The sequence below is a fragment of the Burkholderia sp. MR1-5-21 genome (assembly GCF_053427715.1).
In genome coordinates this window covers 211,695-235,053 of sequence record NZ_JBSAXD010000004.1, presented here as the reverse complement: position 1 = coordinate 235,053, position 23,359 = coordinate 211,695, and the positions used below count along the sequence as shown (strand labels likewise).

Below are 23,359 nucleotides of genomic sequence, written 5' to 3'. Positions count from 1 at the left end.
ACTCCCTTGTCTTTCGTGATCGTCCTCGCCGCGCTGGCGTTCCTGATGTTCGCCGCGTACCGCGGCTACAGCGTGATCCTGTTCGCGCCGATCGCCGCGCTCGGCGCCGTGCTCATGACCGATCCGGCCGCCGTCGCGCCGGTCTTCTCCGGCATCTTCATGGAGAAGATGGTCGGCTTCGTCAAACTGTACTTCCCGGTGTTCATGCTCGGCGCGGTATTCGGCAAGGTGATCGAGCTGTCCGGCTTCTCCGAATCGATCGTCCACGCGGCGATCCGCTACATCGGCCGCTCGCGCGCGAATGCGGTGATCGTCGCGGTGTGCGCGCTGCTCACCTATGGCGGCGTGTCGCTGTTCGTCGTCGTGTTCGCGGTCTATCCGTTCGCGGCCGAGCTGTACCGCCAGAGCAACATTCCGAAGCGGCTGATGCCCGGCGCGATCGCGCTCGGCGCGTTCTCGTTCACGATGGATTCGCTGCCCGGCACCCCGCAGATCCAGAACATCATCCCGACCACGTTCTTCAAGACGACCGCCTGGGCCGCACCCGTGCTCGGCACGATCGGCTCGGTGTTCATCGTGATCGTCGGCCTCACGTATCTGGAATGGCGCCGCCGCTCGGCGATGGCGAAGGGCGAAGGCTACGGCACGTCGCTCGTCAACGAGCCGGAACGCGTGCAGACGGACTCGCTGCCGAATCCGGTCCTCGCGATTGCGCCGCTCATCCTCGTCGGCGTCGCGAACTTCGCACTGACGAAGCTGATCCCGTCGTGGTACGGCACCGCGTCGTACACGGTCGCGCCCGACGTGCTGCCCGGCGTGCACACGCCGGTGACGACGTCGATCAAGACCGTCGTCGCGATCTGGTCGGTCGAGGCCGCGCTGCTGCTCGGCATCCTGCTCGTGATCGCCACCGCGTTCAAGCGCGTCGGCGAACGCTTCGCGGCCGGCTCGAAGGCGGCGGTCGGCGGCGCGCTGCTCGCCGCGATGAACACCGCGTCCGAATACGGCTTCGGCGGCGTGATCGCTGCGCTGCCGGGCTTCCTCGTCGTCGGCGATGCGCTGAAGAGCATTCCGAATCCGCTCGTCAACGCGGCCGTGTCGGTCAGCTCGCTCGCCGGCATCACCGGCTCGGCATCAGGCGGCATGAGCATCGCGCTCGCCGCGATGTCGGACCTGTTCATCAAGGGCGCGCAGGCGGCGAACATCCCGATGGACGTGCTGCACCGGGTCGTCGCGATGGCGAGCGGCGGCATGGACACGCTGCCGCACAACGGCGCGGTCATCACGCTGCTCGCGGTGACGGGCCTCACGCACCGCGAGTCGTATCGCGACATCTTCGCGGTCACCGTCATCAAGACGCTCGCGGTGTTCTTCGTGATCGCCGTGTACTACACGACGGGCCTCGTGTAACGGCTTGCGCCCGGGCGCTGGTTTCACTGCATTCACTGCAACACCAGCGCCCCGGCCTTGCCCGGCATTTCCGGGCACATCGGATGACGCGCTGCGCGGCGCGAAGCCCGCGCGATCAGAACATGTGGCGAATACCCACCAACGCGCCCGTCTGGTCCACGCCCGGTAACGGACTCGAAGCGGGCGGAATCACGCCGCCGTCGATCGTGAACGCCGCGTTGCGCTGATTGAACACATGCCCGGCGGTGACATAGACCGACGTGCTCTTCGAAAGAAAGTACATCGCGCGTGCGGCAATCACGGAGGCCCCCTGTGAACTGCCGCTCACGGATATATGGCCGAACTGCGCGTCGAGGGCGATTTGCGGAATGGGCAGATAGGTGCCGCCAATCCACCAGTAGTTGCTGGTCGCGTCGAACAGCGTCGGCGTCTGCGCCCCGTGATTGATTCGATGCAGAAAGCCGGCGCCCAACGTTGCCGAACCGAACTTCACGAAGCCGTCGATCACCGCACGCGTATCGGTTTGCGAGCTGCGGGGCAGCGGTGAGCCGGTGCCGCCGCCACCGTAGTTGCGGTCGATGGCCACCGCGCCGCCCCACGTCGTCGCGTCGTACGCGATCCGGGCAGACATCGACTTGCAGGCCCGGTAGTCCGTCGGCGACTGGCCGGCACACCCTCCGGCCTCTGCAGGATCCACCGCGTCACGCCCGAACGAATACGTGACCCCGACGGTCAGCCCGGACGACGTGAACGTATAGGCGACCGCGTTGTCGACCCGCGCCTGCGCGAGGTAGGGGTCCAGATCGCCGGCCGCATAGATATTCGGCCCCATGGTGTCGCCCGGCAACGCCCAGTAGATCTGCGAATACTGCCGGCCGAAGGTCAGCGTTCCCCACCGCGCCGACGACAGTCCGACATACGCCTGCCTGCCGAACAGGCGGCCGCCCTGGTTCAGCGTGCCCTGCGACGGAGCGAAACCCGACTCCAGCACGAAAACGGCGCTGAGACCGCCTCCGAGATCCTCTTTGCCGCGCAATCCCCATCGCGAGGGGATGGATGCCGTGAGCGTCGGCGTGCGCACGACACTGGACTTTTGCGGCCCGACATTCGTCACGTACTCGATGCCGGTATCGATGATCCCGTATAGCGCCACGCTGGATTGAGCCCGCACGGCGCCAGGCCCGCACGCCACCAGCAATGACAATCCGCACCCAACCACCGTACGCCACGAAGGCGCACATCCGGACAACTTCGACGTTGTACTCACTCAGCTCCTCCGATCCGATAAATGTCTGCCAAGGAAGATACTTATCAAACTTCTTCCTCGTCAATTGATTTCAAGTACCGGAATTTCCCTGAGTCCCTCCCGTTCGACACTGCGCCAGCACCGCCTTAAATTGGGTGTTTAACCCTATTTCAGCGTGATTCTACATACGTATAGCGTCGTCATCGTTTTCCCTACCTCGACATTCAGCGCGTCGTTATCTATCTTCCTCGGAAGACATATTGATCAACCGCCCTTGCCGGGCGATCGTGTATCGACAAATGAAAGAATCGGAAGACAACGGGACGACCTGCTCGTCCCCACCAGAGATGCCGATGACGGCCGTCGCGTTCCCCGACGCGGAACCGGCGGGCCGGACCGGCGTAAACGGGCCTGTATCGCGCGGCTTCGCGTGGGACGACGACTATGCGCTCGGCCATCTGTCGATGGACGACGCGCATCACGAGTTCGTCGACTGCGTCAACACGCTGCTCACGGTGGCGGACGAGCACCTCGAGCGCGCGCTCGAAGCCTTTGCCGACCATGCGCGCCGCCATTTCGGCGACGAGGACGACGCGATGCGCAGCACGGCCTATGAATCGGCCGGCTGCCATATCGACGAGCACGCGGCCGTGCTCCGATCGATCGACGAGGTTCGCGACGCACTGGCTGCGGGCAGACCCTCGGTCGTTCGCTCGTTTGCCCGCGCGCTTGCGGACTGGTTTCCCGAGCACGTGCGGGTGATGGATCTCGGCCTCTCCCGCTGGCTCGTTCAGCAGCAACTGGGCGCGGCCCCGGTGGTCATTCGGCGTCGTCCGCACCGTGCCGCCTGACACGCTCCTCTTTTATCCGGAAGTCACCATGGAAATGTCCAATCCCCCGATCGGCACGATATTGCAGGTCAACGTCGCCGCCAGGACGCAGCTCGCCGACGATATCTTCGGCTACGAACTCACGCCGTTGTCGGATACCCCGTTGCCGGACTTCGACGCCGGCGCGCACATCGATGTGCACCTGCCTGGCGGGCTCGTGCGCCAGTATTCGCTGTATGACCTGCCTGGCGAACGCTCGCGCTACCGCATCGGCGTGCTGCGCGATCCGCAGTCGCGCGGCGGATCCGTCGCATTTCACGACAACGTTCAGGTGGGCGACACGCTCACCATCAGCATCCCGCGCAATCACTTCGCGCTTCACGGCGGCCCCGACCGATCGATCCTGTTCGCGGGCGGCATCGGCATTACGCCGATCATCTGCATGGCTGAGCAACTGGCACGCGAGAACCGGCCCTTCGAAGCGCACTACTGTGGCCGCTCGCTGTCGCGCATGGCGCTCGTCGAACGCCTTCAGCAAACGGCATCCGGACGCGAATCGCACGTGCATGTGCACGTCGACGACGGCCCGGCCGCGCAGCAGCTCGATGCCCGGGCTGCGATAGGCGCGCCGTCGGCCGACAGGCATCTGTACGTATGCGGGCCGACCGGCTTCATGGATCACATCCTCCAGACTGCCCGCGAACTCGGCTGGGACGACGCGCATCTGCATCGTGAATATTTCGCGGCCGCGCCGATCGATTCGTCGGAGGACGGTGCGTTCGAAATCGAGATCCAGAGCAGCGGCGCAGTCATCGAGGTTGCGGCCGATCAAAGCGTCGCGCATGCGCTGCTGGATGCCGGCTTCGACCTTCCGCTGTCCTGCGAGCAGGGCGTCTGCGGCACCTGCATGACCCGGGTGCTGGCGGGCGTGCCGGACCACCGTGACCTTTATCTCACCGACGACGAACGCGCGCGCAACGACTGCTTCATGCCGTGCTGCTCGCGCGCCATGACTTCGCGACTGGTGCTCGATCTGTGACGCCGCCTTTCGCACACTGCCTGACACCGAATCAAGGAGATCCGCATGCTGACCAAGCAGGACAATGAATTGATGTGCCGAACCGGCACGGGCACCGCGATGGGCAACGCGATGCGCCGCTTCTGGCTGCCCGTGATCCAGTCGTCGGATATGCCGCAGCCGAATGGCGACCCGAAAACGATCGAGCTGCTCGGGCAGCGGTTCGTGGTCTGGCGTGACCAGCAAGGCCGGCCCGGGCTCTACGACGAGGGTTGCCTGCACCGGGGCGCGTCCATGCAACTTGCCCGCGCAGACGGCGACGGCCTGCGCTGCATCTATCACGGCTGGAAATTCGCGGTGGACGGGACGGTGCTCGAGACGCCGAACGTCCCCGATCCGAAGTTCAAGGACCGCATCAAGGGGCGGACCTACCCGGTGCGCGAGGCGGGCGGCCTGATCTGGGCCTACCTGGGTCCGCAGGGCAAGGAACCGCCGTTCCCGCACCGGGCGTTCATGGACCAGCCGGACTCGCATCGCATCAACGTGTGCGCGATCGTCAACTGCAACTTCGTCCAGGTGATCGAAGGGCTCGTCGACTCGTCGCATCTGACCGTGCTGCACAGTTCCGCGCTGGCCCGGACCAACGACTCCGATCTGGACTACGCGGGAAAGATCACGCACATGCAATTCGATGCCGCCCCGACGATCGAGGCGGACGAAACCGACTTCGGCTTTCACTACGTGGCGATCCGCCAGACCGGCGAACACCGCATTGCGCGCGTCACGTCGTTCATCGCGCCGTGCTTCATCGCCAACGCGAACGGCGACGTGTGGCTGGCCGCGGTCCCGATCAACGACGAGCGCTGCTATTTCTTCCATGTGTGGTGGGATGCGGAAAAGCCCGTCGGCGAAGAGCCGCTGCGCAGCGCGCAGCTCGCGTTCGTGGGCCTCGACGAGCCGACGCTCCGCAAATACGGCATGACGCTCGACACGTGCGACTCGCCGGCGGCGATGTCGTTCGTCAACGGCTATCGGCAGGATCGTCAGTCGCAACGCGACGGCCACTTCACCGGATTCGACAGCATCACGCAGGAAGACGCCGCATGCAGCATTTCGAGCGGCCCGATCCGCGACCGCTCGCTGGAAATGCTGTCGAGCGCAGACCTCGCGATCAGCCGCCTTCATCGCACGCTGCTCGCGTGTGCGCGGGCGGAACGGGATCAGCAGGACATCCCGGCACTGCACGCCGACGCGGGCGGTGCAATCGGCATATCGGGCGAGATCGGCCTGGACGACGACTGGCGGCAACTGGTTCCGCACCACCGGATCGTCTCGTCGGCCGGCGCCCGCACCCAACGCAACTCATAACCCCGCTTCAGACAGGAGTTCCGACATGTTGACTCAAAAGGATAACGAAATGCTGTGCCGCGTCGGTCCGGGTACGCCCGGCGGCGCATTGATGCGACGTTTCTGGCACCCCGTATGCACGTCGGCGCAATTGCCGGCCCCCGATTGCCCGCCGCTGCGCGTCCGTTTGCTGGGCGAGGACTACGTCGCGTTCCGGGACACCGAAGGGAACGTCGGTTTCCTGGAGGAACTGTGCATGCACCGCGGCGCATCGCTCGCGCTTGGCCGCGTCGAGGAAGGCGGCATCCGGTGCCTGTACCACGGCTGGAAGTTCAGCGCGTCGGGCGACGTGATGGAAACGCCGAACCATGCGGATCCCCGCTACGCCGCGCGCATGAAGGCGCCCGCCTTTCCCGTGCGCGAAGCCGGCGGCATCGTGTGGGCGTATGTCGGGCCGGCCGATCAGCTTCCGGCATTCTCGCGCTACGCGTTCATGGACGCGGAACCGGGCCACCGTGTCGTGCTGCGCGTCAACGTCGCCTGCAACTACTTGCAGCTGGTCGAAGGCGGCGAGGACAGCTCGCATGTCGGTGTCCTGCATACCAACATGGCGCGCCCCGGCTGGAAGGACAACGAGTTCCAGCCCAACCAGGACGTCGTCAATCCGGCAGCGCTGGCTTCCAACGACCTGGAACCGGTGCTGAAGATCGAGGACACGGCGTTCGGCTTCCACTATGTTGCGCTGCGCAAGACGAATGACGCGAACGTCCGCAACGCACGCGTGGTCCCGTTCATCGTTCCGTACGGCCGCATCATCCCTGCTCCGGCGTTCCAGTTCACTGTCCTCGAAGTGCCCGAGGACGATACGCACACGAGCACCTACATCGTCGTCCACGGCGACGTGCCGGTGACCGAAGACAAGATCGTCGAGCTGCTCGGGCTGAACGACCCGAAGTACTATGACCGCAAGAACTGCACGTTCACGGCAAGCTGGGCGGATTCGTTCGGCCAGAACCGCGAGCTGATGAAGGAGAACTGGACCGGGCTGCGCGGCGTCGAGGTCGAGGATGCGTCGATCGGGCTGTCCCAGGGGCCGCTCTACGACCGTTCGCGCGAGCATCTGGTGCCCGCCGACCAGGCAGTCGTCCGCGTGCGCCGCGTGCTGATGGATTCGGTCAGGCGCGTGATGGAGAACCGGCCGCCGCTCGCGCTCGGCCTCGATCTGCGCGGCGTGAGCGCCTGCGACCGGCAACTCGAAGACGGCGCGGCATGGCAAGACCTGTTGCCGTCGCATCGGCAAGCAGTGGCAGCCTGAGGAGGAACATCACGATGAACAGCAACACCCGAGACAACACACCGGACTACTTGTCGCTGCTGCGGCTCGACGGTCGCGGATTCGTGGTGCTGGGCGCCGGCCAGGGTATCGGCGAACAGGCCGTTCGCGCGCTCGCACAGGCCGGCGCTCGCGTACTGTGCGTCGATCGCGACGAGGCGCTCGCGCGGCAGATTGCAGAAGCCGTGGGCGGGATACCGTGCGTCGCGGACGCGACCGTTCGCGACGACATGCAGCGCGTGTTCGATACGGCCCGCCAGCACTTCGGCCGGATCCATGGTGTCGTCGACATCATCGGCATCGCGGGCATCAAGCCGCTGGCCGCCGTCGACGATACGTCGTGGGACCAGCAATTCGACATCGTCGTGCGCCATGCGTATCTCGCGATCCAGATCGGCGGCGAGATGATGAAGGCCGATGGCGGCGGCACCTTCGCATTCGTCGGCTCGATCGCCGGCGATCGGGCGGTGCCGAACGAGGTCGCCTATGCGGCCTCGAAGGCGGCATTGCATCACCTCGTGCGCTGCGCGGGTACCGAATATGCGCCCCATAACGTGCGCATCAACGCCGTGTCCCCGGGTTTCGTCCGCACGCCGCGGCTGAACCAGCGCCTGGACGAAGCCACGTGGACGGCCATCGGCAAAGCCATTCCGGTCGGGCGGGCCGCCACGCCCGCGGAAATCGCGGGCCACCTGCTGTTCCTGGCCTCCGACCTGAGCGCCCACATGACCGGCGAAATCGTCACCGTCGATGGCGGGCTCAGCGTCCTGGCCGCGGTTCCCCGCATCACATTCGCCCCGTCGGCCACGCCGACTCCGTGAGACCCGCAATGCATTCCTCCACTCAAAGCCAGCTTCACCCGTCGCTTCGGGCGATGGCCGCGGCGGCCGCGGCAAAACCCGGCATGGCCGACGTGAGCCCCGATGAAGCGCGGGCGGGCGTCGCCGCGCGCACTGCCGCGCGGGCGCCCGGCCCTCATGTCGACAAGGTTTTCGACCTTGCCATTCCCGGTCCCGGCGGCGATATCCCGGTGCGGATCTATCATCCCGACGGCGCCACCGGCGTGACGATGGCCTTTCACGGCGGCGGATGGCTGATGGGCAATATCGACAGCCTCGACGCCGTCTGCCGTCATCTCGCCAACGACTCCGGACTTGCGGTGATCAGCGTCGACTATCGCCTCGCGCCCGAGCATCCGTTCCCTGCGGCGCTGGACGATGTGTGGGCGGCGACCTGCTGGGTTGCCGAGCACGGCCATGAGCATGGCCTGCCGTCGTCACGCCTGACGGTGTTCGGGGAATCCGCCGGCGGCAATCTTGCCGCGGTGGTGTGCCTGCTCGCACGCGATCGTGTGGCGCCGCGCATCCTCGCGCAGGCGCTCGTCTATCCGGCAACGGATGCTCGCCAGCAGCGCGCATCGCTGTCCGCCTATGCGGAGGGCTTCCTGCAGCGTACGGCCGACGTCGCCCACGCATTCCGCACCTACGCGCTCGATCACGGCGTTTCGCCTTTGGCGTGGACACTGTCGCCGGTCCTTGCGGACAGCCATTCCGGCCTCCCGCCGACCCTCGTGATCACCGCCGAATGCGACGTGCTGTGCGACGACGGCGAAGCCTATGCGAGGAAACTGGCCGAAGCCGGCGTCCCGGCAACCTGCGTGCGGTACTCGGGCATGCTGCATACGTTCTACGGCATGCGAGGCGAGGTCGATGCCGCGGCGCTGGCCCAGCGCCAGGTGGCCGACATGCTGCGCGCTGCGGTGGAGGCCGCGTAGCGTAGCCGGCGACGCGTTGCGGTAGACGCTGCGTCGCGTTGCCGGCGCAGCGCTTCGGGCACGGTCACGGCGTGACGTTGCCGACGGGCGCCGCCGGACCGGCGGCGTTCCGTTATTCCCCGCCGCGGGCCGGGCGCCGCGGATCCTTGGCGCGCCGCTTCGACGATGCCTGATCGGGTTCTTCGAGTCCGGGAAGCACGAGTTCTTCCATCAATGCCAGCGTGCGCAAGCAGAACGCATTGCCGGCGGCACGCTCTTCGTCCGAAAAATGCGCCATCGCGGGCGCGATCGACGATTCTTCCGCGAGCTTCACGACCGCCTTCTCGACGACGTCGAGGCCCTTCTTCGTCAGGTGCACGATGAACCCGCCGCCGTGGCTCGGATCGGGCTGCCGTTCCACCATGCCGAGCGCGGCCAGGCGGTCGATCTTCTTGGTGATCGCGCCCGAGGTCACGAGCAGCGCCCGATACAGGTCAGTCGGACGCTTCGCGTACGGATGGCCGCTGCGGCGCAACGCGAGCAGCACCCGCATGTCGGATCCGCTGATGCCTGCCATGCGCTGGCACATCTTGTCGAACGCCTGGTCGACGAGCGTGCCGATCCGCATGAAGTAGATCGCGAGCAGGAAGTTGGAGAGATCGAGATCGCTGCGCTCACGCTGCCATTGCAACGAAATGAACTCGATGAGGCTTTTCCCCGGAAGATTCATGCCGCCGGGCGCCTCCGCCGCTGTCGACGATGCAGGCTTGCGGGTCCGGGTGCGCGCGGGTGGCTTTTTGGCGGTCGTGCTCATCTCGATGGCTTCCATGCATTGTCATGCGATTCCGGCCGATTGTGGCACACCCGCCCCTCGAGAACAATCTTCCACGGAAGCTCGACCGCCCAACGGTGGTCGACAAAAAAAAGCGCCACGTCCCGACAGGGAAACGTGGCGCAAGCCAAACACCGCCGCGCGACGGAGGAAGGCGCGGCGGCTCACACTGCACGGGCCGTGCGCCCCGTGCCGGCACGACTGCTTACTGCTTGATCGCTTCGGCCGTGATCAGCAGCCGGGTCTTCATCTTGAAGCCGTATGCCTTGCCGTAATCGACGCCGAAGTCGTCGCGGCTGAACTCGCCGGCCGCGTCGATGCCGCACACTTCACGCTTGAGCATCGGGTGCGGCATGCACTTGAACGAATCGATCTTCAGCGTCAGCGGCTTCGTGACGCCATGCATCGTCAGGTTGCCGACGACCGAAACCGGCTTGTCGCCGTTGAACCTGATCGTCCCCTTGTACGTCGCTTCCGGGTATTTCGCCGCGTCGAAGAAGTCCGGCGTCCGCAGTTGCTCGTCGAGCTTGTCGTTGCCGGTGCTGATCGATGCGATGTCGGTCGTCACGTCGACCGTGCCGGTCTTCGCCGCACGATCGAGCGTCACCGTGCCGCTCGACTTGTCGAACTTGCCGCGCCACACCGACAGGCCGCCGAAGTGGTCGGCCTCGAAGCTCGGGTACGTATGAGCCGGATCGAACTGGTACGTCGACACATCGGCGAATGCCGGGAACGACAGCGAGGCGGCGAGCACGCTCGCCCCGATCATCAGATGCTTCTTCAAGTCAATCTCCTTGCAAAGTTGAGTTGCCACGCCCGTATGCGGCGTTGGGTGATGCGACGCCGCCGCGCTTACTTCGTGGCGACGATATGAAACTTGATCTGCACGTCGTCGGCGACGATCGACGTGTCCTTCCACTCGCCGGTGCCGACGTTGAACGCGGAGCGCTTGATCGGCAGCACGCCGTCGAAGGTCTGCGTCGCGCCGTTCTGCGTGACCGTGACCGGCAACGTGACGGTCTCGGCCTTGCCCTTGATCGTCAGCTTGCCGGTCACGTTGTACTTGTTGCCGCCCGCGGGCGCGATCGCCGACGACACGAAGGTCGCCTGCGGATAGGCCTTCGCGTCGAACCAGTCCTTGCCGGCGACCTGGTCGTTGTACGCCTTGTCGCCGAGGTCGTAGCTGCCGATGTCGATCGTCACCTGCGCGCTGCCCTGCGCGGCCTGTGCCGGATCGAACCTGATCTGCGCGGCGAACTTCTTGAACAAGCCCTCGGTCGGCACGTTCATCTGCTTCGACACGGCGGACACCTTGCTCTTCGCCAGATCGACGTCGGCGAGCGCCGCGCCCGACGCGGCAAGCGACGCCGCGGCGAACGCGGCCAGCATGGAGCGGGAGAAAGACACTTTCATGGGATCCTTCATTTGGCAAAGGGGAGCATCCGCGACAGCAGCCCGTCACGGTCCAGCACCTGGTGCTTGGCCACCGCGAGCAGGTGCAGCACGACGAGCGCAAGCAACAGGTAATTCAACGACACGTGGAGCGTCTTGAAGATTTCCTTCAGCGCCGGATCGGGATCGATCAGGCGCGGCAGCGGCACGATGCCGAGGTAGACGACCGGGATGTTCGACGCCGAGCTGTACAGGTAGCCGGTAATCGGGATCACGAGCATCAGCGCGTACAGCAGCCCGTGCACGCCGTGCGAGCCGACGCGCTGCCACGCCGGCATGCCGTCCGGCAGCCGCGGCGGCACGTGGGTCGCGCGCCACAGCACGCGGATCACCGCGAGCGCGAACGCCGTCACGCCGATCCACTTGTGCCACGAGAAATACTTGAGCTTCGTCGGCGTGAAGCCGGGGATGTCGGTCATCACCCAGCCGAGCGCGAAGCCGCAGACGATCAGCAGCGCGATCAGCCAGTGCAGCGCGATCGCGGTCTGCGTATAGACGGCCGGCGCGCCCGGCGAAGCATTCGAAGCCATGGGTTCCTCGTTTTGGCGAAAGGTCGGGATCGGTGCCGGCCAGGCGGGAATCCGCCCGGCCGATTCGTTCATGCGTCGATGGCGCGACTGGCGGCCGACGTTCAACCGGACAGCGTGTTGTCCGCGCGATCAGCTCGCGCTCGGCGCCGCAGCGCGCAGCGCGACCCGACCGGAACGCGCATCCAGACTGAAGGCGCCTGCCCCGAAGTAGGCGATCTGCAGAAGGCCGCCGGCCATCATCACGTTCTTCAGGAAGTGAATCATCTGGTTCTGGTCGGCGAAGTTGTGATGGAAGAACACCGCCGTGACCAGGCAGAACAGCGCCATCACCGACGCCACGCCCCGCGCGCGGTAGCCCGACATCAGCAGCAGGCCGCCGCCCGCCTCGATCAACACCGAGACGACGAACGCGAGCGGCGGCACCGGCAAGCCCATCGCCGAGATATAGCCGACCGTCGCGGCGTATGCGCCCAGCTTGCTCAGGCCGCTCATGACAAACGGCGCGCCGATCAGAATGCGACCCAACAACGGAAGAAACCTGTAACGATTCATGGCAAATCTCCTGAGATGAAGCAACTCGGGTGGACAAGAGAAAATGCATTCAGCCGGCGTCCACCATCACCAGCTCGGAATCTTCAAAGGCGACGATCTCGGCCGCCGCCACTTCCGTGATCGCGACACCGTCGCGCGGCCCCATGCGTTCACCGTTCACTTCGACGCGTCCCGACGCCACGACGAGATAGGCGCGGCGCGTGGGCTCCAGCATTTGCCGAACGCGCTCTCCCGCCTTCAGCGTCGCGCCGAGCAGCCGCGCATCCGCCCGGATCGGCAGCGCTTGCGCGTCGTCGGCGAAGCCGCTGGCGAGCACGGCGAAGCTCCCGGATCGCTCGCCTTTCGGGAACGGCCTCGTCTCCCACCGGGGTGCGCCGCCGCTCGTACGAGGCAGCAGCCAGATCTGGTACACCTTGAGCGGCGTGTCGCCCACATTGAACTCGGCGTGACGGATGCCCGTGCCGGCGCTCATGACCTGCACGTCGCCCGCATGGATCCTGCCTTCGGACCCCAGCGTGTCCCGATGTCCGAGCACGCCCTGGCGCACGTACGTGACGATCTCCATGTCGCGGTGCCCATGCATCGGGAAGCCGCTGCCGACCGCAATCTCGTCGTCGTTCCAGACGATCAGCGGGCCCAGCGCGCCGTGCTCGGGATTGCCGTCGGCGCTGACCACGAAGTGGTATTTCGCACGCAGCCACCCGATATCCGCTTCGTCCAGTGATTCCCAACGCCGATGAGTAAGCATGTGCGCATCCCTTTTCGTGCCGCCCGCGACGCGAGCCGTTGCCAGGCCGTCGCCCGATCGGGATCGGCCAGCAGCCACCGTTGGGAGAATGCTAGATTCGCAACAATCGGCTGCATAGATCCGCAATCACAAAGTATCATTGCTTTCTGTAGAACGATTGAGTCTCAGGGAACCACGCAGATGAACCCGATCACCGACCTCAACGACCTTCGGCTCTTCGCGGAAGTGGTCGAGCATGGAAGCTTCACGGCCGCCGCGCGGAGCCTCGGCGTACAGACGTCGAAGCTCAGCCGGCGCATTCGCGCGCTCGAAGAGGAGCTCGGGGTCCGCCTGCTCAATCGCACGAGCAGAAGCCTGTCGCTGACGGAAACCGGGCGGCGGTTCCACGAACATTGCGTTGCGGTGGTCGCGGAATCGAAGGCCGCCAAGGACATCGTGGACCAGACGCGGTCCCAGCCGCAGGGCACCGTGCGAATCAGCTGCCCCGTCGCATTGCTGAACTCCGGCGTCTCCGCGATCATTTCGCGATACCTCGCGGCGAACCCGCAGGTCCATGTGCTGGTCGACGCGACCAACCGCCGCGTGGATGTGGTCGAGGAAGGCCTCGACTTTGCGATCCGGGTCAGGATTCCGCCGCTGGAAAACACCGATCTCGCGGTCCGGCAGCTCGGCCTGTCGGTGCTGATCCTGGTCGCAAGCCCGGAATTGGCGGCGCGCCATCCGGCACCCACGTCGATCGAATCCCTGCACGCATGGCCCACGCTGTCGATGGCCAGCGACAGCGGGAAGTTCGTCTGGAACCTGATCGACGCCGGCGGGCAGGCCGCGCCCTGGGTGCATCAGCCGCGGCTGGCGACCGACGACCTGGCCAGCCTCCGGGATGCGGCGATACGCGGGATCGGGGTGGCGAGGCTGCCCCGGGAACTGGTGGCCGACGATATCCAGGCAGGCCGACTGCTGCACCTGCTGCCCGGCGTGTCGACAACGCCGGGGCTCGTGCACGCGATCTTCCCGTCACGCCGCGGCATGGTTCCCGCCGTTCGTCACCTGCTCGATGCGCTCGCCGCAGGGTTCGAAGCGCTGAACGACGCGTAGCGAAACGTCGACGACCCGGGCGTCGTCAGCCTGCACATAGGCGAGGTGCCTGCACTGCACCCGGATTTCGCGAACGGGTTCCGGCCCCGGTCGCTGCTGGAATCCGATCCGCTGTCGGCCGCGCGCCTGACACGCGCTGCCCGCACGTATCGCCCTGCCCATTGTTATTCACCGCAGAACACTGAGTTGGACGCCGCGCCATTTATGGTGCTTCGTCCCCGGCCTACACTGCTTCGCACGACAGACGCAAAGTCGCGTCATCCGAAACGTGGAGGTCACGATCATGAAATCCCTGGTCCGAGCGATTGCCGTAGCCCTGACTGTCTCTGCTCCCCTCGCCGCCCATGCGCAGTCGAATCAGCCGCTGACGCGCGCGCAAGTCCATGACGAAGTGGTCGCACTCAAGAAGGCAGGCTTCCAGCCCAGCGACTGGTTCTATCCCGAGAGCATCCTTGCCGCCGAAGCGAAGGTGGCCCAACAGAAGAACGCTGCGCAAGCCGACGGATCGGGCTATGGCGGCGCACGCGGCGCGACGTCGGAATCGGGGCAGTAATCGGAAATCAGGAAACGCGGCCATTGCGCGTCGAACGCGTGCTGGCGGTCACCGGCCCCCGGACGTCGTGCCGAGCGGCGCCGTCAGCGCGGCGCGATGCTCGCCTTCGCGTACGACTCGCGCTCGATGTCGAGCATTTCTGCACAAAGCTGCAAATGCGTTCCCGAACCCGCGCTGCAATGCGCGCTTAGCACGGCCAGCAGCTGCTCGGCCAGCTCACGCTTGACGTCGACGGAGCGGCCGCTCAGCATCGCTAGCTTCGCGTGCGCGAACGCGCGCGGCGCCGGCGACGTGCCGACGACGAATTCGTCGAAACGAAGCGCGCGGCTCTTGATGTCGAGTTCGTCGAAATGGCCGGACGCGACGAGCGCTTCGTTGAGTGCGATCAGCGTTGCCCTCGCATCGAACCCGTCGAGGTTGGCGGAATATTCAAGCGTCAGATGTGGCATGGTGTCGGAGGCGTAGTCGGAGTCAGAGGCGCACGGATGCCGATCCGATTGCGCCGGACCGGCCCGATGAACAGCGGCAATGGTAACGCCCGTCGTAAGTCGACGCACGCAGCGCCGTCGCGATCGGGCTTGTCGATATGGACGGGCCGACACGTCCGCCCCGCCACCGCTCCCACGCGCCCAATGTCACGCCAACGCAAGCCGCGCGACCGCGCCGCGACGCGCTACGCCTTCACCGGCTGAATCAGCCGCTCGCACGCCGCCGCCTGAGGATCGCCGGCCGGCAGCTTCCCGCATACACCGTCGAACAGCTTCACCACCGACCGCACCGACGCGTCGTGCGCGCCGCCGCTGCGCCAGCGATTCAGTTGCGTGACGACCTTGGTCAGCGCCCGCAGGTTCGCGCCGTAGAACGCATCGCGGGTCTGCCCGGCCTGCGCGAGCACGCTGCCGGCGATCCCTTCGATCCGCGCCGCATCGTCCGGCGCCAGCTCGACCGCATTCGCGAAATAGGTCGCGCCCCAGCGCAGCCGCGTCGCGGGCCCCGTCGCCGCATCGTATGCGTTGCGGTACCAGTCGAGCGCCGCGGCCTTGTCGCCGCGCGCCTTCGCGTTCGCGGCGAGCCCGGACATGAAGTAGTACGGCGTCGCCGAACGCGTGAGCTCGGCCTTCAGCAACGCATCCGATTCGTCGAGCAGCCCGGCGTCGGTGAACGTATCGGCGGCCTCGCTGACGAGCGCCTGCCGCTCATACGCATTCGCGGCACCGCGCAGCGCCGCGGCCGTCTGCGTGCGCACCGTGGCGACGAGTGCCGGCGCGTCGAGCGGCGCACCTTTGCGCGCATCGCCGCGCGCCAGCAGCACGCGACCATGCAGCGCCATCAGCCGATCGATCGACGACAGCGTCGGGTCCGCCGACAAGCGCGCGAGCGCCGCGTCGAACGCGCCACGCAACTGCGCGCGCTGCGCGGCATCGCTGCCGAGATACGCGACGACGCTCGCCGGCGCGGCAACCAGCACATCGGAATCGGCGCGCGATAGCGCGGCATCGCGCAACACCGTGCGCAGCGCATCGGCGCCCGCCGCCTTGTCAAGCGCGCCCGCCTGCGCCGGATCGCCCGACGCCGCGAGCACCACCGATTTCAATTCGAGCCGCAACGCGTCGGCTGTCGCACCGGCTGCGCGCGCGCGCCGCGCGAGCGTCTGCAGCGTCTGGGCGACGCGCTCGCCCGGCACCGGCAGCGCGCCATCCGTGTCCCACGAATAGTCGGCCAGCAGACGCCACTCGTCGGGCGTCACGGCCGTGCCGCCTTTCAGCGCGTTCGCGAGCGTCTGCCGCACCGGATGCGCGGCGTTCATGCCGAGCGACAGCGCCTGCATGTAGCGGTCGAGATCGGCCTCGCCCGGCAGTCGCGTGACTTCGGTGCCGTCGGGGCGGAACAGGATCATCGTCGGATAGCCGTGCACCTTGAAGCGCTCGCCGAGTTTCTGCGCACTCTCGGTATCGCCGTCGAGATACACGGGCACGAAGAACGACGAACGCGTCTTGAACGCCTGCTGGCTGAAGATCGTCGACTTCACCTGATTGCACGACGGGCACCACACCGCGCCCCAGTAGAGGAGCAGCGGCTTGCCGGTACGTTTTGCCGTCGCGAACGCGGCGTCGACGTCGCCCTGCTGCCATGCAATGCCGGGAGGCAGGTGCACGGACTCGCGCGGCACGCCGTCCGAGGGGACGCCCTGCGGGGTGTTGGCGGCGAATGCCGTACTTGCCGCAGCGAGCAGCCACGCGGCAGTCAGTTTCCGAAAAACAGTTTTCATCGAAGCGGTGTCCGTTTTGGGGAAGGCGGCCGTGGTGCGGCATAAATGGTCGGCGCAAACGTTGTCGCCCGCACCTGCCACGCATGCCGCATGCAAAATCATCGAACGATACGGCGCGCGCGCCGGCCGGCAAACGAATGAATTTTCGAATGGTTATGACGTGCCGAATGCGGATTGCCCGGCAACCGCGCATCGCACGCGATGCCCGTCGACGCGCAGGTTCCAACCGGTTCAATCGGTATCGCGAGCCGCGCATTCCGGCAGCTGCGCGACTTGCACATGCATCGCCATTCGCGACCGCCGCCGGAGTCGGCGGTCTCTCGAGGCCGGGCGCTACCGGACGACACCCGCGGCCGTGCGCCTGAGCCGCGCCATGTGGGACGCGGCGACGTACTCGCCGTCGCGCAGCGCGAAATCAGGCGACTCGCCTTCGACCCGGAAGCCGTGCTTCTCGTACAGCGCGATCGCCGCGCCGTTGTCGGAAAACACGGTGAGCTCGATCCGCGTGACGCCGAGCCAGTTCTCCGCCAGATCGATCGCCGACGCAAGCAGCCGGTTGCCGATGCCGCGCCCGTGGTGCGACGCCTTGACCATCATCCCGAACCCCGCGACGTGCCGCCGGCGCGGATTCTTTTCCGGATCGAGCCCAAGGTGGGCGACGACCTCGCCGTCGATCTCGGCGACGAGGCTGAACCCTCGTTCCCGAACGCCTTCGATGCGTTGCGCCCATTTTTCGAGCGACGGAAACGGCTGCTGCAGCGTGTTCGTATAGACCGCGGGGTGCGCGGCGATCTGTCGGATCGCGTCGATATCCTTCGTCTCGCTGTGTCGGATCGTGATGTCGGGCATGATGGTCTCGGGTAGAGGCCGCACGCGCTCGTCCTCTGTCGGACGTCGCTTGCCATGGCGGGAAAAACCTTGAGCTTAGCGGATTTCACCTATTCGTCATACGATCGCCTTACGTCATAAGGATCGCGGGTGCCTGCCTCGGCGCCCCCCTCGGGTGCCTGCCTCGGCGCCCCCCTCTTTTCGCACCGCACGAAAATGCTCCGTGTTCGGCGCCGGTTCGCGTTAAACTCCGTCAAGCTGTCTTGTCAAAACGGCATTTCCGCCATGACGGCGCCAACGATGCGAGGATAGGTTCGATGCGCACTACCGGCTCATCCGGGGCAATGACCCTGCTCACCGAACACGACCCGGCCGACGGTCGCGAGTTGCGTGCGTTGCGGCTCGAGGCCACCAGCGACGGCAAGAGCGTGCTGCTGATCGAGATCGACGAACGCAAGCCCGGCATCCATCGCGAGGTCCGCTACGAAATCACGCCCGCCGAGCTGATCGCGGCGATCCGTTCTCACGGCGCCGAGCTGCCCGGCGAGAACCACGGCGCCGCGTCGCTCGCACGCAGCCCCTCCTGACCGGCCTGGAACGGTGAGCCGCGCCCGATGCGCGGGCTCACCGATTCGGCGGTTTCAAGCATTCCCTCCCGTTTTAAATCCCTTTAAATCCCCTTTCCCGCCGCTGTCTTGAAAATGGCCGATAATCGGCCCATCTACGCACTTTCCGTGCGCTTCCCTCTTTTCGGCAGCCGCCATGCTCCGTGACCTCGTCGCCCAATACGGGCCGCTACTCGTGTTCGCCAACGTGCTCGCCGCCGCGATCGGCCTGCCCGTTCCGGCGATGCCGACGCTCGTGCTGTTCGGCGCGATGTCCGCGATGCATCCGGAGATGATCGGTTCGCAGCTCTTGACGGTGGTCGCGTTGTCGGTGCTCGGCGCGCTGATCGGCGACACCGTGTGGTACGTCGCCGGACGCCGCTACGGCGGCACGACGCTGAAAACGATCTGCCGGCTGTCGCTGTCGCGTGACAGCTGCGTGAAGAAAACCGAGCGCTTCTTCGGCCGCTACGGCGTGCGCGTGCTCGCGGTCGCGCGGTTCATCCCGGGGCTGTCGCTCGTGTCCGTGCCGATGGCCGGCGCGCTCGGCACGCGCTACCGCACGTTCGCCGGCTACGACGCGCTCGGCGCCGCGCTGTGGACGATCGTCGGGCTGGTCGCCGGCGTCGTGTTCTACCGGCAGATCGACTGGCTGTTCGCCGGCGCGAGCCAGCTGGGCCGCGCGGTGCTGCTGGTCATCGTCGGACTGCTGGCCATCTATGCGGCGGTCCGCTGGATGCGCCGCCGCGCGCTGATCCGCCAGCTCGCGAACGCGCGGATCGGCGTCGACGAGCTCGACGAAATGCTGCGCGACCCGACCGCGCCCGTCATCCTCGACGTGCGCTCCGCCGAACACCGCAAGCTCGATCCGTTCGCGATTCCCGGCGCGCAGTTCGCCGACGAGCGCCAGATCCGCGACATCGTCGCGCGCTACCCGCTCACGCAGAAGTTCGTCGTCTATTGCTCGTGCCCGAACGAGGTGTCGGCCGCGCTGATGGCCAAGCGCCTGCTCGACGCGGGCTTCACCGACGCCCTCGCGCTGCGCGGCGGCCTCGATGCCTGGCGCGACACCGGCCGCGAGCTGACGTCGCTCGCGGACGACGCGCGTGCCGCGAACGACGATTCCATCACCGGCCTGCACAAGCCGGCTTAGGTCCCTTTTGGTCCGCTCAGGTCGGCTCACGTCCACTTAAGTCCGCTTGGGCCCGCCCGAGTCCCGTAAACGAAAATAGCGGGCCCGCGATTCCGCGATGCCCGCTACACATCATGCGCGCCGCCATTGCGGTGCGCGTGCCTTTCCGCGTCTTTCCGCGCGCCGATCAGAACGCCTTGATCGGCACGTTCACGACGAGACGATACTCGCGGTTCGTCGCATCCGCGGAGTGCGCGGAGCCGTTGTGCCACATCGCGATGAACGTGACCTTCGTATCCTTCAGCTTGCCGCTCTGGAACGTGTACGACGGGATGAAGCCGAACTCGTGGTGACGGCCCTGCACCGGCGCGCCATTGCTCCAGTAGATGCTCGACTTCGACGGATCGGCCGCCGCGCCCGCGCTCCCGTCCGCGCCCCAGCCCGTCACGCCCCACAGCATCGCCTTGAAGCCGGGCAGGCCCGCTTCCTTGCCGTAGAACGTATAGCGCAGCTGCAGCGATTTTTCGTGCGGCGCGTTGTAGTCGACGTCCATCGAGTTGACGAGGAAGATGCCGTTCGTCTCGGTCAGGTAGTCGAAGAACTGGTCGCCGAGGATCTGCTGATAGCCGAGCAGCAGTTCATGCGGGCCGTGCTGCGCGGACACCGACAGGCTGTACGCGTTGTTGTCGATCTTGCCCTGGCGCGCGTCACCCGTGTCGTGCGTCGAATAGACGTTCGCGAAGCCCGTCCACTTGACCGACTTCGTGTCGCCGATGCTCTGCTTCACCGACGCGTAGTACTGGTGCCACACGTCGTCCGCCTGGTTCGCATACAGCGCGAGCTCGCCGTTCGGCGAATAGTCCCACGTGCCGCCGACGTAGGTCAGGCGGTCGATGCGCGTGCCGCCGTATTGCGACGTCAGGTTGGTCAGGTTCGTGTGGCCGCGCGCGTCGGTCTTCGTGAAGCTGCCCGCCTCGAGCATCACGTTCTTGAATTCGTTGCTGACGATCGTCGCGCCGAGGAAGGTCGGCGGCAGCGCACGGTTGTCATGCTGCTCCAGGAACGGGTTGTCGACGGCCTGCAGACCGTACTTGATCACCGTGTTCGAGATGCGCGCCTTCACGTCATAGATGCCGGGGTACGCCCACGCGAGCTGGTTACTGCCGCCGCCGCCCTTCGCGATGTGCACCATGCTGCCCGCGCCCTTGCCGCCGTCGAGCTTCAGCGCCGCGTACAGCGACGCGTCGAAGCCGATGCCGACCAGACCGGTCGTATAGCCCGACTCGAAGTTCGCCATCGCGCCCTGCACCCACGCGTGGCGATGCGGCCCGCCCTTGCTGTCGAGCACGTCCGCGTAGTTGCGGAACAGGAAGTTCAGGTGGCTGTCCGCAATGAAGCCATTCGACTTCGATTGCGCGGACGGTTCATCGGGCGGCGTGACAGCCTGGCTGGCTTCCGCGTTGACGATTGCATTCGGCGTCGAGGCCTGTGCAACCGTCGTGCCCGCGGCGGGCGCCGGGGCCGCTTGCGCGACCACCAGCGGCGCTGCTGCCGGCACTGCGTCATCGGCGCGAGCCGCGCCCGTCAGCGACACACCGGCGAGCGCCGGCAGTCCCCACGCGAGCAGCATCTTCGCTGCCGTCGCGATCGTCTTCTCTTTTGTCATCGTGCTTCTCTTATTGTGTTGATGTCGTTCGCCGGTCGCGATCCGCTCCCGGCTCCACCCCGGCCGCCCGTTTAAGGACGTGCCTGTACCCGCGGCGCGAAGGTCGTTCGCGCCGCACTTACCCTGTTGACCTGCCTGGTTATGCCTGTTGCGTCACGCGGTGCCCGCGCGGATGCACGCGACGCGCGCCGCCGAGCCGCGCCGCACTTCGGGCAGCGGCACGTCCGCCGCGCACGCGTCGATCGCTTCCGGGCAGCGCGTGCGGAACGCGCAGCCCGACGGCGGATTCAGCGGCGACGGCATCTCGCCCGCCAGCAGCATCGGCCGCCGCGCGCGCTCGCGTGCGGGCTCCGGCGTCGGCGCCGCATCGAGCAGCGCCCGCGTATACGGGTGCTGCGGCACGCCGTACACGTCCTGCCGCGCGCCGAACTCCATCACGCGGCCGAGATACATCACGAGCACGCGCTGGCTGATCGCCTTCACCACCGCGAGATCGTGCGCGACGAACAGATAGGACAACGACAGGTCGCGCTGCAGGTCGCGCAGCAGGTTGACGATCTGCGCCTGGATCGACACGTCGAGCGCCGATACCGGTTCGTCGCAGATCACGAGTTTCGGCTCGCCGATCAGCGCGCGCGCGATCCCGACACGCTGGCACTGCCCGCCGGAGAACTCGTGCGGATAGCGCAGCAGGTGATGCGCGTTCAGCCCGACCCGTTCGAGCATCGCGATCACGCGGCGGCGCACCTCGGTGCGGCCGAGGCCCGACTGATGCGTGACGAGCGGCTCGGCGACGATCTGCTCGATCGTCATCCGCGGATCGAGCGACGCGAGCGGATCCTGGAAGATCATCTGCACTTCGCGGCGCATCGCGGTGCCGCCCAGATGGTTCGGCGCGACGGTCTCGCCGCGCCAGCGCACGGTGCCGGCCGTCATCGGCACGAGGCCGATCAGCGCGCGCGCGAGCGTCGACTTGCCGCAGCCCGATTCGCCGACGAGCCCGACGGTCTCGCCGCGCTTCACGTCGAACGACACGCCGTCCACGGCACGCAGCGTGCCCTTCGGCGACCACGGGTAGCCGCCGAGCGGCACGCGGAAATGCACTTTCAGGTCCTGCACGGACAGCAGCGCGTCCGCCGATCCGCCCTGCCCTTGATCGATGACGCTCATCGCAGTCCTCCGGTCAGTTCCGCCACCGGCCGGTGGCACGCGCGCACCGCGCCGGCCGCGCTGTACGCTTCGAGCGCCGGACGCGTGTCGGCGCAGCGGTCTTTCGCATACGCGCAGCGCTTCGCGAACGCGCAGCCGGCCGGCGCCGTGCCCGGCATCGGCGGGTTGCCCGGAATCGCGACGAGCGGCGCGTCGTCGGCGTCGGTCAGGCGCGGCAGCGCATTCAGCAGGCCGATCGTGTACGGATGCGACGGCGCCGCGAAGATCGATTCGGCCGGCGCATATTCGACGGTGCGGCCCGAATACATCACCATCACGTCGTCCGCGAGGCCCGCGACGACGCCCATGTCGTGCGTGATCAGCACGATCGCGGTGCCGCGCTCGCGGTTCAGCTCGCGCAGCAGGTCGATGATCTGCGCCTGCACGGTCACGTCGAGCGCGGTGGTCGGCTCGTCGGCGATCAGGATTTCCGGCTCGGACAGCAGCGCCATCGCGATCATCACGCGCTGCCGCATGCCGCCGGAGAACTCGTGCGGATACATGCGGATGCGGCGCGCCGCGTCCGGAATGCGCACCGACTCCAGCGCCTCGATCGCGCGCTTCGTCGCTTCCTTGCGCGACAGCTTGCGATGCAGCTGCAGCGTTTCGGTCATCTGCCGCTCGATCGTCAGGAACGGATTGAGCGACGTCATCGGGTCCTGGAAGATCATTGCGATCCGGTCGCCGCGCACCTTGTTCAGCGCGCGCATGTCCATCGCGAGCAGGTTCTCGCCGCGATAGCGGGCAGCGCCGGTCGTCGTGCCGTTGCCGGCGAGCAGGCCGAGCAGCGCCATCACGGTCTGGCTCTTGCCCGAGCCCGATTCGCCGACGATGCCGAGCGTCTTGCCCGCTTCGAGGGTGAACGAGACGCCGCTGACGGCGTCGATCGGCGGCGCGTCCTTGCGCGTGAAGCGCACGCCGAGGTTGTCGACTTCGAGTAGTGCTGCCATT

24 protein-coding genes are annotated in these 23,359 nt (G+C 66.6%); 11 read left to right on the top strand and 13 right to left on the bottom strand.

The genetic code is table 11. The annotated features are described in order from the left end of the window. The first annotated feature begins 6 nt into the window (after positions 1-6). Positions 7-1,410 (top strand): GntP family permease, encoded by a 1,404-nt coding sequence (locus ACV229_RS07680; protein ID WP_448082517.1) that lies wholly within the window; start codon positions 7-9, stop codon positions 1,408-1,410. Between the two features lie 115 nt (positions 1,411-1,525). Here ACV229_RS07680 and ACV229_RS07675 read toward each other — a convergent pair whose 3' ends face one another. Further along, entirely contained in the window at positions 1,526-2,614 is a 1,089-nt protein-coding gene (locus ACV229_RS07675; protein ID WP_448082516.1) for a porin, read from the bottom strand. 341 nt (positions 2,615-2,955) lie between these two features. Between ACV229_RS07675 and ACV229_RS07670 the strand changes: the two genes are divergently transcribed. The 6 genes from ACV229_RS07670 to ACV229_RS07645 all read left to right on the top strand — a co-directional run bounded on the left by ACV229_RS07670 (position 2,956) and on the right by ACV229_RS07645 (position 8,958). Then, positions 2,956-3,507 (top strand): bacteriohemerythrin, encoded by a 552-nt coding sequence (locus tag ACV229_RS07670; RefSeq protein ID WP_448082515.1) that lies wholly within the window; start codon positions 2,956-2,958, stop codon positions 3,505-3,507. Between the two features lie 34 nt (positions 3,508-3,541). Beyond that, positions 3,542-4,525, top strand: a complete 984-nt coding sequence (locus tag ACV229_RS07665) for a PDR/VanB family oxidoreductase (RefSeq protein ID WP_448082693.1) — start codon at positions 3,542-3,544, stop codon at positions 4,523-4,525. A 45-nt stretch (positions 4,526-4,570) separates the two neighbouring features. Further along, a complete protein-coding gene (locus tag ACV229_RS07660) occupies positions 4,571-5,872 on the top strand; it encodes a Rieske 2Fe-2S domain-containing protein (RefSeq protein ID WP_448082514.1) in 1,302 nt (433 codons plus the stop codon). A gap of 25 nt (positions 5,873-5,897) precedes the next feature. Further along, positions 5,898-7,166, top strand: coding sequence for a Rieske 2Fe-2S domain-containing protein (locus ACV229_RS07655; RefSeq protein WP_448082513.1), 1,269 nt, complete (start codon positions 5,898-5,900; stop codon positions 7,164-7,166). Positions 7,167-7,216: 50 nt separating this feature from the next. Further along, the gene (locus ACV229_RS07650) at positions 7,217-8,005 is read left to right on the top strand and encodes an SDR family NAD(P)-dependent oxidoreductase (RefSeq protein WP_448082512.1); all 789 of its coding nucleotides are present in this window, start codon (positions 7,217-7,219) and stop codon (positions 8,003-8,005) included. 83 nt (positions 8,006-8,088) lie between these two features. Continuing rightward, a complete protein-coding gene (locus ACV229_RS07645; RefSeq protein ID WP_448082511.1) occupies positions 8,089-8,958 on the top strand; it encodes an alpha/beta hydrolase in 870 nt (289 codons plus the stop codon). 112 nt (positions 8,959-9,070) lie between these two features. On the opposite strand, the gene ACV229_RS07640 is transcribed toward ACV229_RS07645, so the two are convergent. From ACV229_RS07640 to ACV229_RS07615, 6 genes are all read right to left on the bottom strand, one after another. Beyond that, positions 9,071-9,751, bottom strand: a complete 681-nt coding sequence (locus ACV229_RS07640; RefSeq protein WP_448082510.1) for a MarR family winged helix-turn-helix transcriptional regulator — start codon at positions 9,749-9,751, stop codon at positions 9,071-9,073. Positions 9,752-9,974: 223 nt separating this feature from the next. Beyond that, a complete protein-coding gene (locus ACV229_RS07635; RefSeq protein WP_448082509.1) occupies positions 9,975-10,553 on the bottom strand; it encodes a YceI family protein in 579 nt (192 codons plus the stop codon). A gap of 68 nt (positions 10,554-10,621) precedes the next feature. Continuing rightward, positions 10,622-11,182, bottom strand: coding sequence for a YceI family protein (locus ACV229_RS07630; RefSeq protein ID WP_448082508.1), 561 nt, complete (start codon positions 11,180-11,182; stop codon positions 10,622-10,624). An 8-nt stretch (positions 11,183-11,190) separates the two neighbouring features. Next, positions 11,191-11,751: a cytochrome b gene (locus ACV229_RS07625; RefSeq protein WP_448082507.1), complete on the bottom strand. Its 561-nt coding sequence runs from the start codon at positions 11,749-11,751 to the stop codon at positions 11,191-11,193. Positions 11,752-11,880: 129 nt separating this feature from the next. After that, a complete protein-coding gene (locus tag ACV229_RS07620) occupies positions 11,881-12,303 on the bottom strand; it encodes a DoxX family protein (RefSeq protein WP_448082506.1) in 423 nt (140 codons plus the stop codon). Between the two features lie 49 nt (positions 12,304-12,352). Continuing rightward, positions 12,353-13,051 (bottom strand): pirin family protein, encoded by a 699-nt coding sequence (locus ACV229_RS07615; RefSeq protein WP_448082692.1) that lies wholly within the window; start codon positions 13,049-13,051, stop codon positions 12,353-12,355. 180 nt (positions 13,052-13,231) lie between these two features. Here ACV229_RS07615 and ACV229_RS07610 point away from each other — a divergent pair, with 180 nt between their 5' ends. Both ACV229_RS07610 and ACV229_RS07605 read left to right on the top strand, forming a co-directional pair. After that, positions 13,232-14,146, top strand: a complete 915-nt coding sequence (locus ACV229_RS07610; RefSeq protein ID WP_448082505.1) for a LysR substrate-binding domain-containing protein — start codon at positions 13,232-13,234, stop codon at positions 14,144-14,146. A gap of 283 nt (positions 14,147-14,429) precedes the next feature. Beyond that, the gene (locus ACV229_RS07605; protein ID WP_448082504.1) at positions 14,430-14,699 is read left to right on the top strand and encodes a DUF4148 domain-containing protein; all 270 of its coding nucleotides are present in this window, start codon (positions 14,430-14,432) and stop codon (positions 14,697-14,699) included. An 83-nt stretch (positions 14,700-14,782) separates the two neighbouring features. Here ACV229_RS07605 and ACV229_RS07600 read toward each other — a convergent pair whose 3' ends face one another. From ACV229_RS07600 to ACV229_RS07590, 3 genes are all read right to left on the bottom strand, one after another. Beyond that, positions 14,783-15,148 carry a 5-carboxymethyl-2-hydroxymuconate Delta-isomerase gene (locus ACV229_RS07600; RefSeq protein ID WP_448082503.1) on the bottom strand — a complete coding sequence of 122 codons (366 nt, stop codon included), beginning with the start codon at positions 15,146-15,148 and terminating at the stop codon, positions 14,783-14,785. 224 nt (positions 15,149-15,372) lie between these two features. Continuing rightward, positions 15,373-16,968: a thioredoxin family protein gene (locus tag ACV229_RS07595; protein WP_448082502.1), complete on the bottom strand. Its 1,596-nt coding sequence runs from the start codon at positions 16,966-16,968 to the stop codon at positions 15,373-15,375. 333 nt (positions 16,969-17,301) lie between these two features. Continuing rightward, the gene (locus ACV229_RS07590; protein ID WP_448082501.1) at positions 17,302-17,817 is read right to left on the bottom strand and encodes a GNAT family N-acetyltransferase; all 516 of its coding nucleotides are present in this window, start codon (positions 17,815-17,817) and stop codon (positions 17,302-17,304) included. A gap of 296 nt (positions 17,818-18,113) precedes the next feature. On the opposite strand from ACV229_RS07590, the gene ACV229_RS07585 reads away from it, so the two are divergent. Beyond that, complete coding sequence (locus tag ACV229_RS07585; protein ID WP_448082500.1) at positions 18,114-18,383, top strand: hypothetical protein; 270 nt, start codon at positions 18,114-18,116, stop codon at positions 18,381-18,383. 175 nt (positions 18,384-18,558) lie between these two features. Then, positions 18,559-19,554 (top strand): DedA family protein/thiosulfate sulfurtransferase GlpE, encoded by a 996-nt coding sequence (locus ACV229_RS07580; RefSeq protein ID WP_448082499.1) that lies wholly within the window; start codon positions 18,559-18,561, stop codon positions 19,552-19,554. A gap of 166 nt (positions 19,555-19,720) precedes the next feature. Here ACV229_RS07580 and ACV229_RS07575 read toward each other — a convergent pair whose 3' ends face one another. From ACV229_RS07575 to ACV229_RS07565, 3 genes are all read right to left on the bottom strand, one after another. Further along, complete coding sequence (locus tag ACV229_RS07575; RefSeq protein ID WP_448082498.1) at positions 19,721-21,199, bottom strand: OprD family outer membrane porin; 1,479 nt, start codon at positions 21,197-21,199, stop codon at positions 19,721-19,723. Between the two features lie 153 nt (positions 21,200-21,352). After that, positions 21,353-22,369, bottom strand: a complete 1,017-nt coding sequence (locus tag ACV229_RS07570; protein ID WP_448082497.1) for an ABC transporter ATP-binding protein — start codon at positions 22,367-22,369, stop codon at positions 21,353-21,355. Beyond that, complete coding sequence (locus ACV229_RS07565; protein ID WP_448082496.1) at positions 22,366-23,358, bottom strand: ABC transporter ATP-binding protein; 993 nt, start codon at positions 23,356-23,358, stop codon at positions 22,366-22,368. Before ACV229_RS07565 ends, ACV229_RS07570 begins: the two co-directional genes overlap by 4 nt. Between the last annotated feature and the right edge of the window lies 1 nt (position 23,359).

Bases quoted from the DNA above. Each gene is read 5' to 3' on its own strand.
- ACV229_RS07670 (WP_448082515.1), top strand. From the start codon at position 2,956: ATGAAAGAATCGGAAGACAACGGGACGACCTGCTCGTCCCCACCAGAG.
- ACV229_RS07665 (WP_448082693.1), top strand. From the start codon at position 3,542: ATGTCCAATCCCCCGATCGGCACGATATTGCAGGTCAACGTCGCCGCC.
- ACV229_RS07660 (WP_448082514.1), top strand. From the start codon at position 4,571: ATGCTGACCAAGCAGGACAATGAATTGATGTGCCGAACCGGCACGGGC.
- ACV229_RS07655 (WP_448082513.1), top strand. From the start codon at position 5,898: ATGTTGACTCAAAAGGATAACGAAATGCTGTGCCGCGTCGGTCCGGGT.
- ACV229_RS07645 (WP_448082511.1), top strand. From the start codon at position 8,089: ATGGCCGACGTGAGCCCCGATGAAGCGCGGGCGGGCGTCGCCGCGCGC.
- ACV229_RS07640 (WP_448082510.1), bottom strand. From the start codon at position 9,751: ATGAGCACGACCGCCAAAAAGCCACCCGCGCGCACCCGGACCCGCAAG.
- ACV229_RS07630 (WP_448082508.1), bottom strand. From the start codon at position 11,182: ATGAAAGTGTCTTTCTCCCGCTCCATGCTGGCCGCGTTCGCCGCGGCG.
- ACV229_RS07625 (WP_448082507.1), bottom strand. From the start codon at position 11,751: ATGGCTTCGAATGCTTCGCCGGGCGCGCCGGCCGTCTATACGCAGACC.
- ACV229_RS07620 (WP_448082506.1), bottom strand. From the start codon at position 12,303: ATGAATCGTTACAGGTTTCTTCCGTTGTTGGGTCGCATTCTGATCGGC.
- ACV229_RS07615 (WP_448082692.1), bottom strand. From the start codon at position 13,051: ATGCTTACTCATCGGCGTTGGGAATCACTGGACGAAGCGGATATCGGG.
- ACV229_RS07610 (WP_448082505.1), top strand. From the start codon at position 13,232: ATGAACCCGATCACCGACCTCAACGACCTTCGGCTCTTCGCGGAAGTG.
- ACV229_RS07605 (WP_448082504.1), top strand. From the start codon at position 14,430: ATGAAATCCCTGGTCCGAGCGATTGCCGTAGCCCTGACTGTCTCTGCT.
- ACV229_RS07600 (WP_448082503.1), bottom strand. From the start codon at position 15,148: ATGCCACATCTGACGCTTGAATATTCCGCCAACCTCGACGGGTTCGAT.
- ACV229_RS07595 (WP_448082502.1), bottom strand. From the start codon at position 16,968: ATGAAAACTGTTTTTCGGAAACTGACTGCCGCGTGGCTGCTCGCTGCG.
- ACV229_RS07590 (WP_448082501.1), bottom strand. From the start codon at position 17,817: ATGCCCGACATCACGATCCGACACAGCGAGACGAAGGATATCGACGCG.
- ACV229_RS07585 (WP_448082500.1), top strand. From the start codon at position 18,114: ATGCGCACTACCGGCTCATCCGGGGCAATGACCCTGCTCACCGAACAC.
- ACV229_RS07580 (WP_448082499.1), top strand. From the start codon at position 18,559: ATGCTCCGTGACCTCGTCGCCCAATACGGGCCGCTACTCGTGTTCGCC.
- ACV229_RS07575 (WP_448082498.1), bottom strand. From the start codon at position 21,199: ATGACAAAAGAGAAGACGATCGCGACGGCAGCGAAGATGCTGCTCGCG.
- ACV229_RS07570 (WP_448082497.1), bottom strand. From the start codon at position 22,369: ATGAGCGTCATCGATCAAGGGCAGGGCGGATCGGCGGACGCGCTGCTG.
- ACV229_RS07565 (WP_448082496.1), bottom strand. From the start codon at position 23,358: ATGGCAGCACTACTCGAAGTCGACAACCTCGGCGTGCGCTTCACGCGC.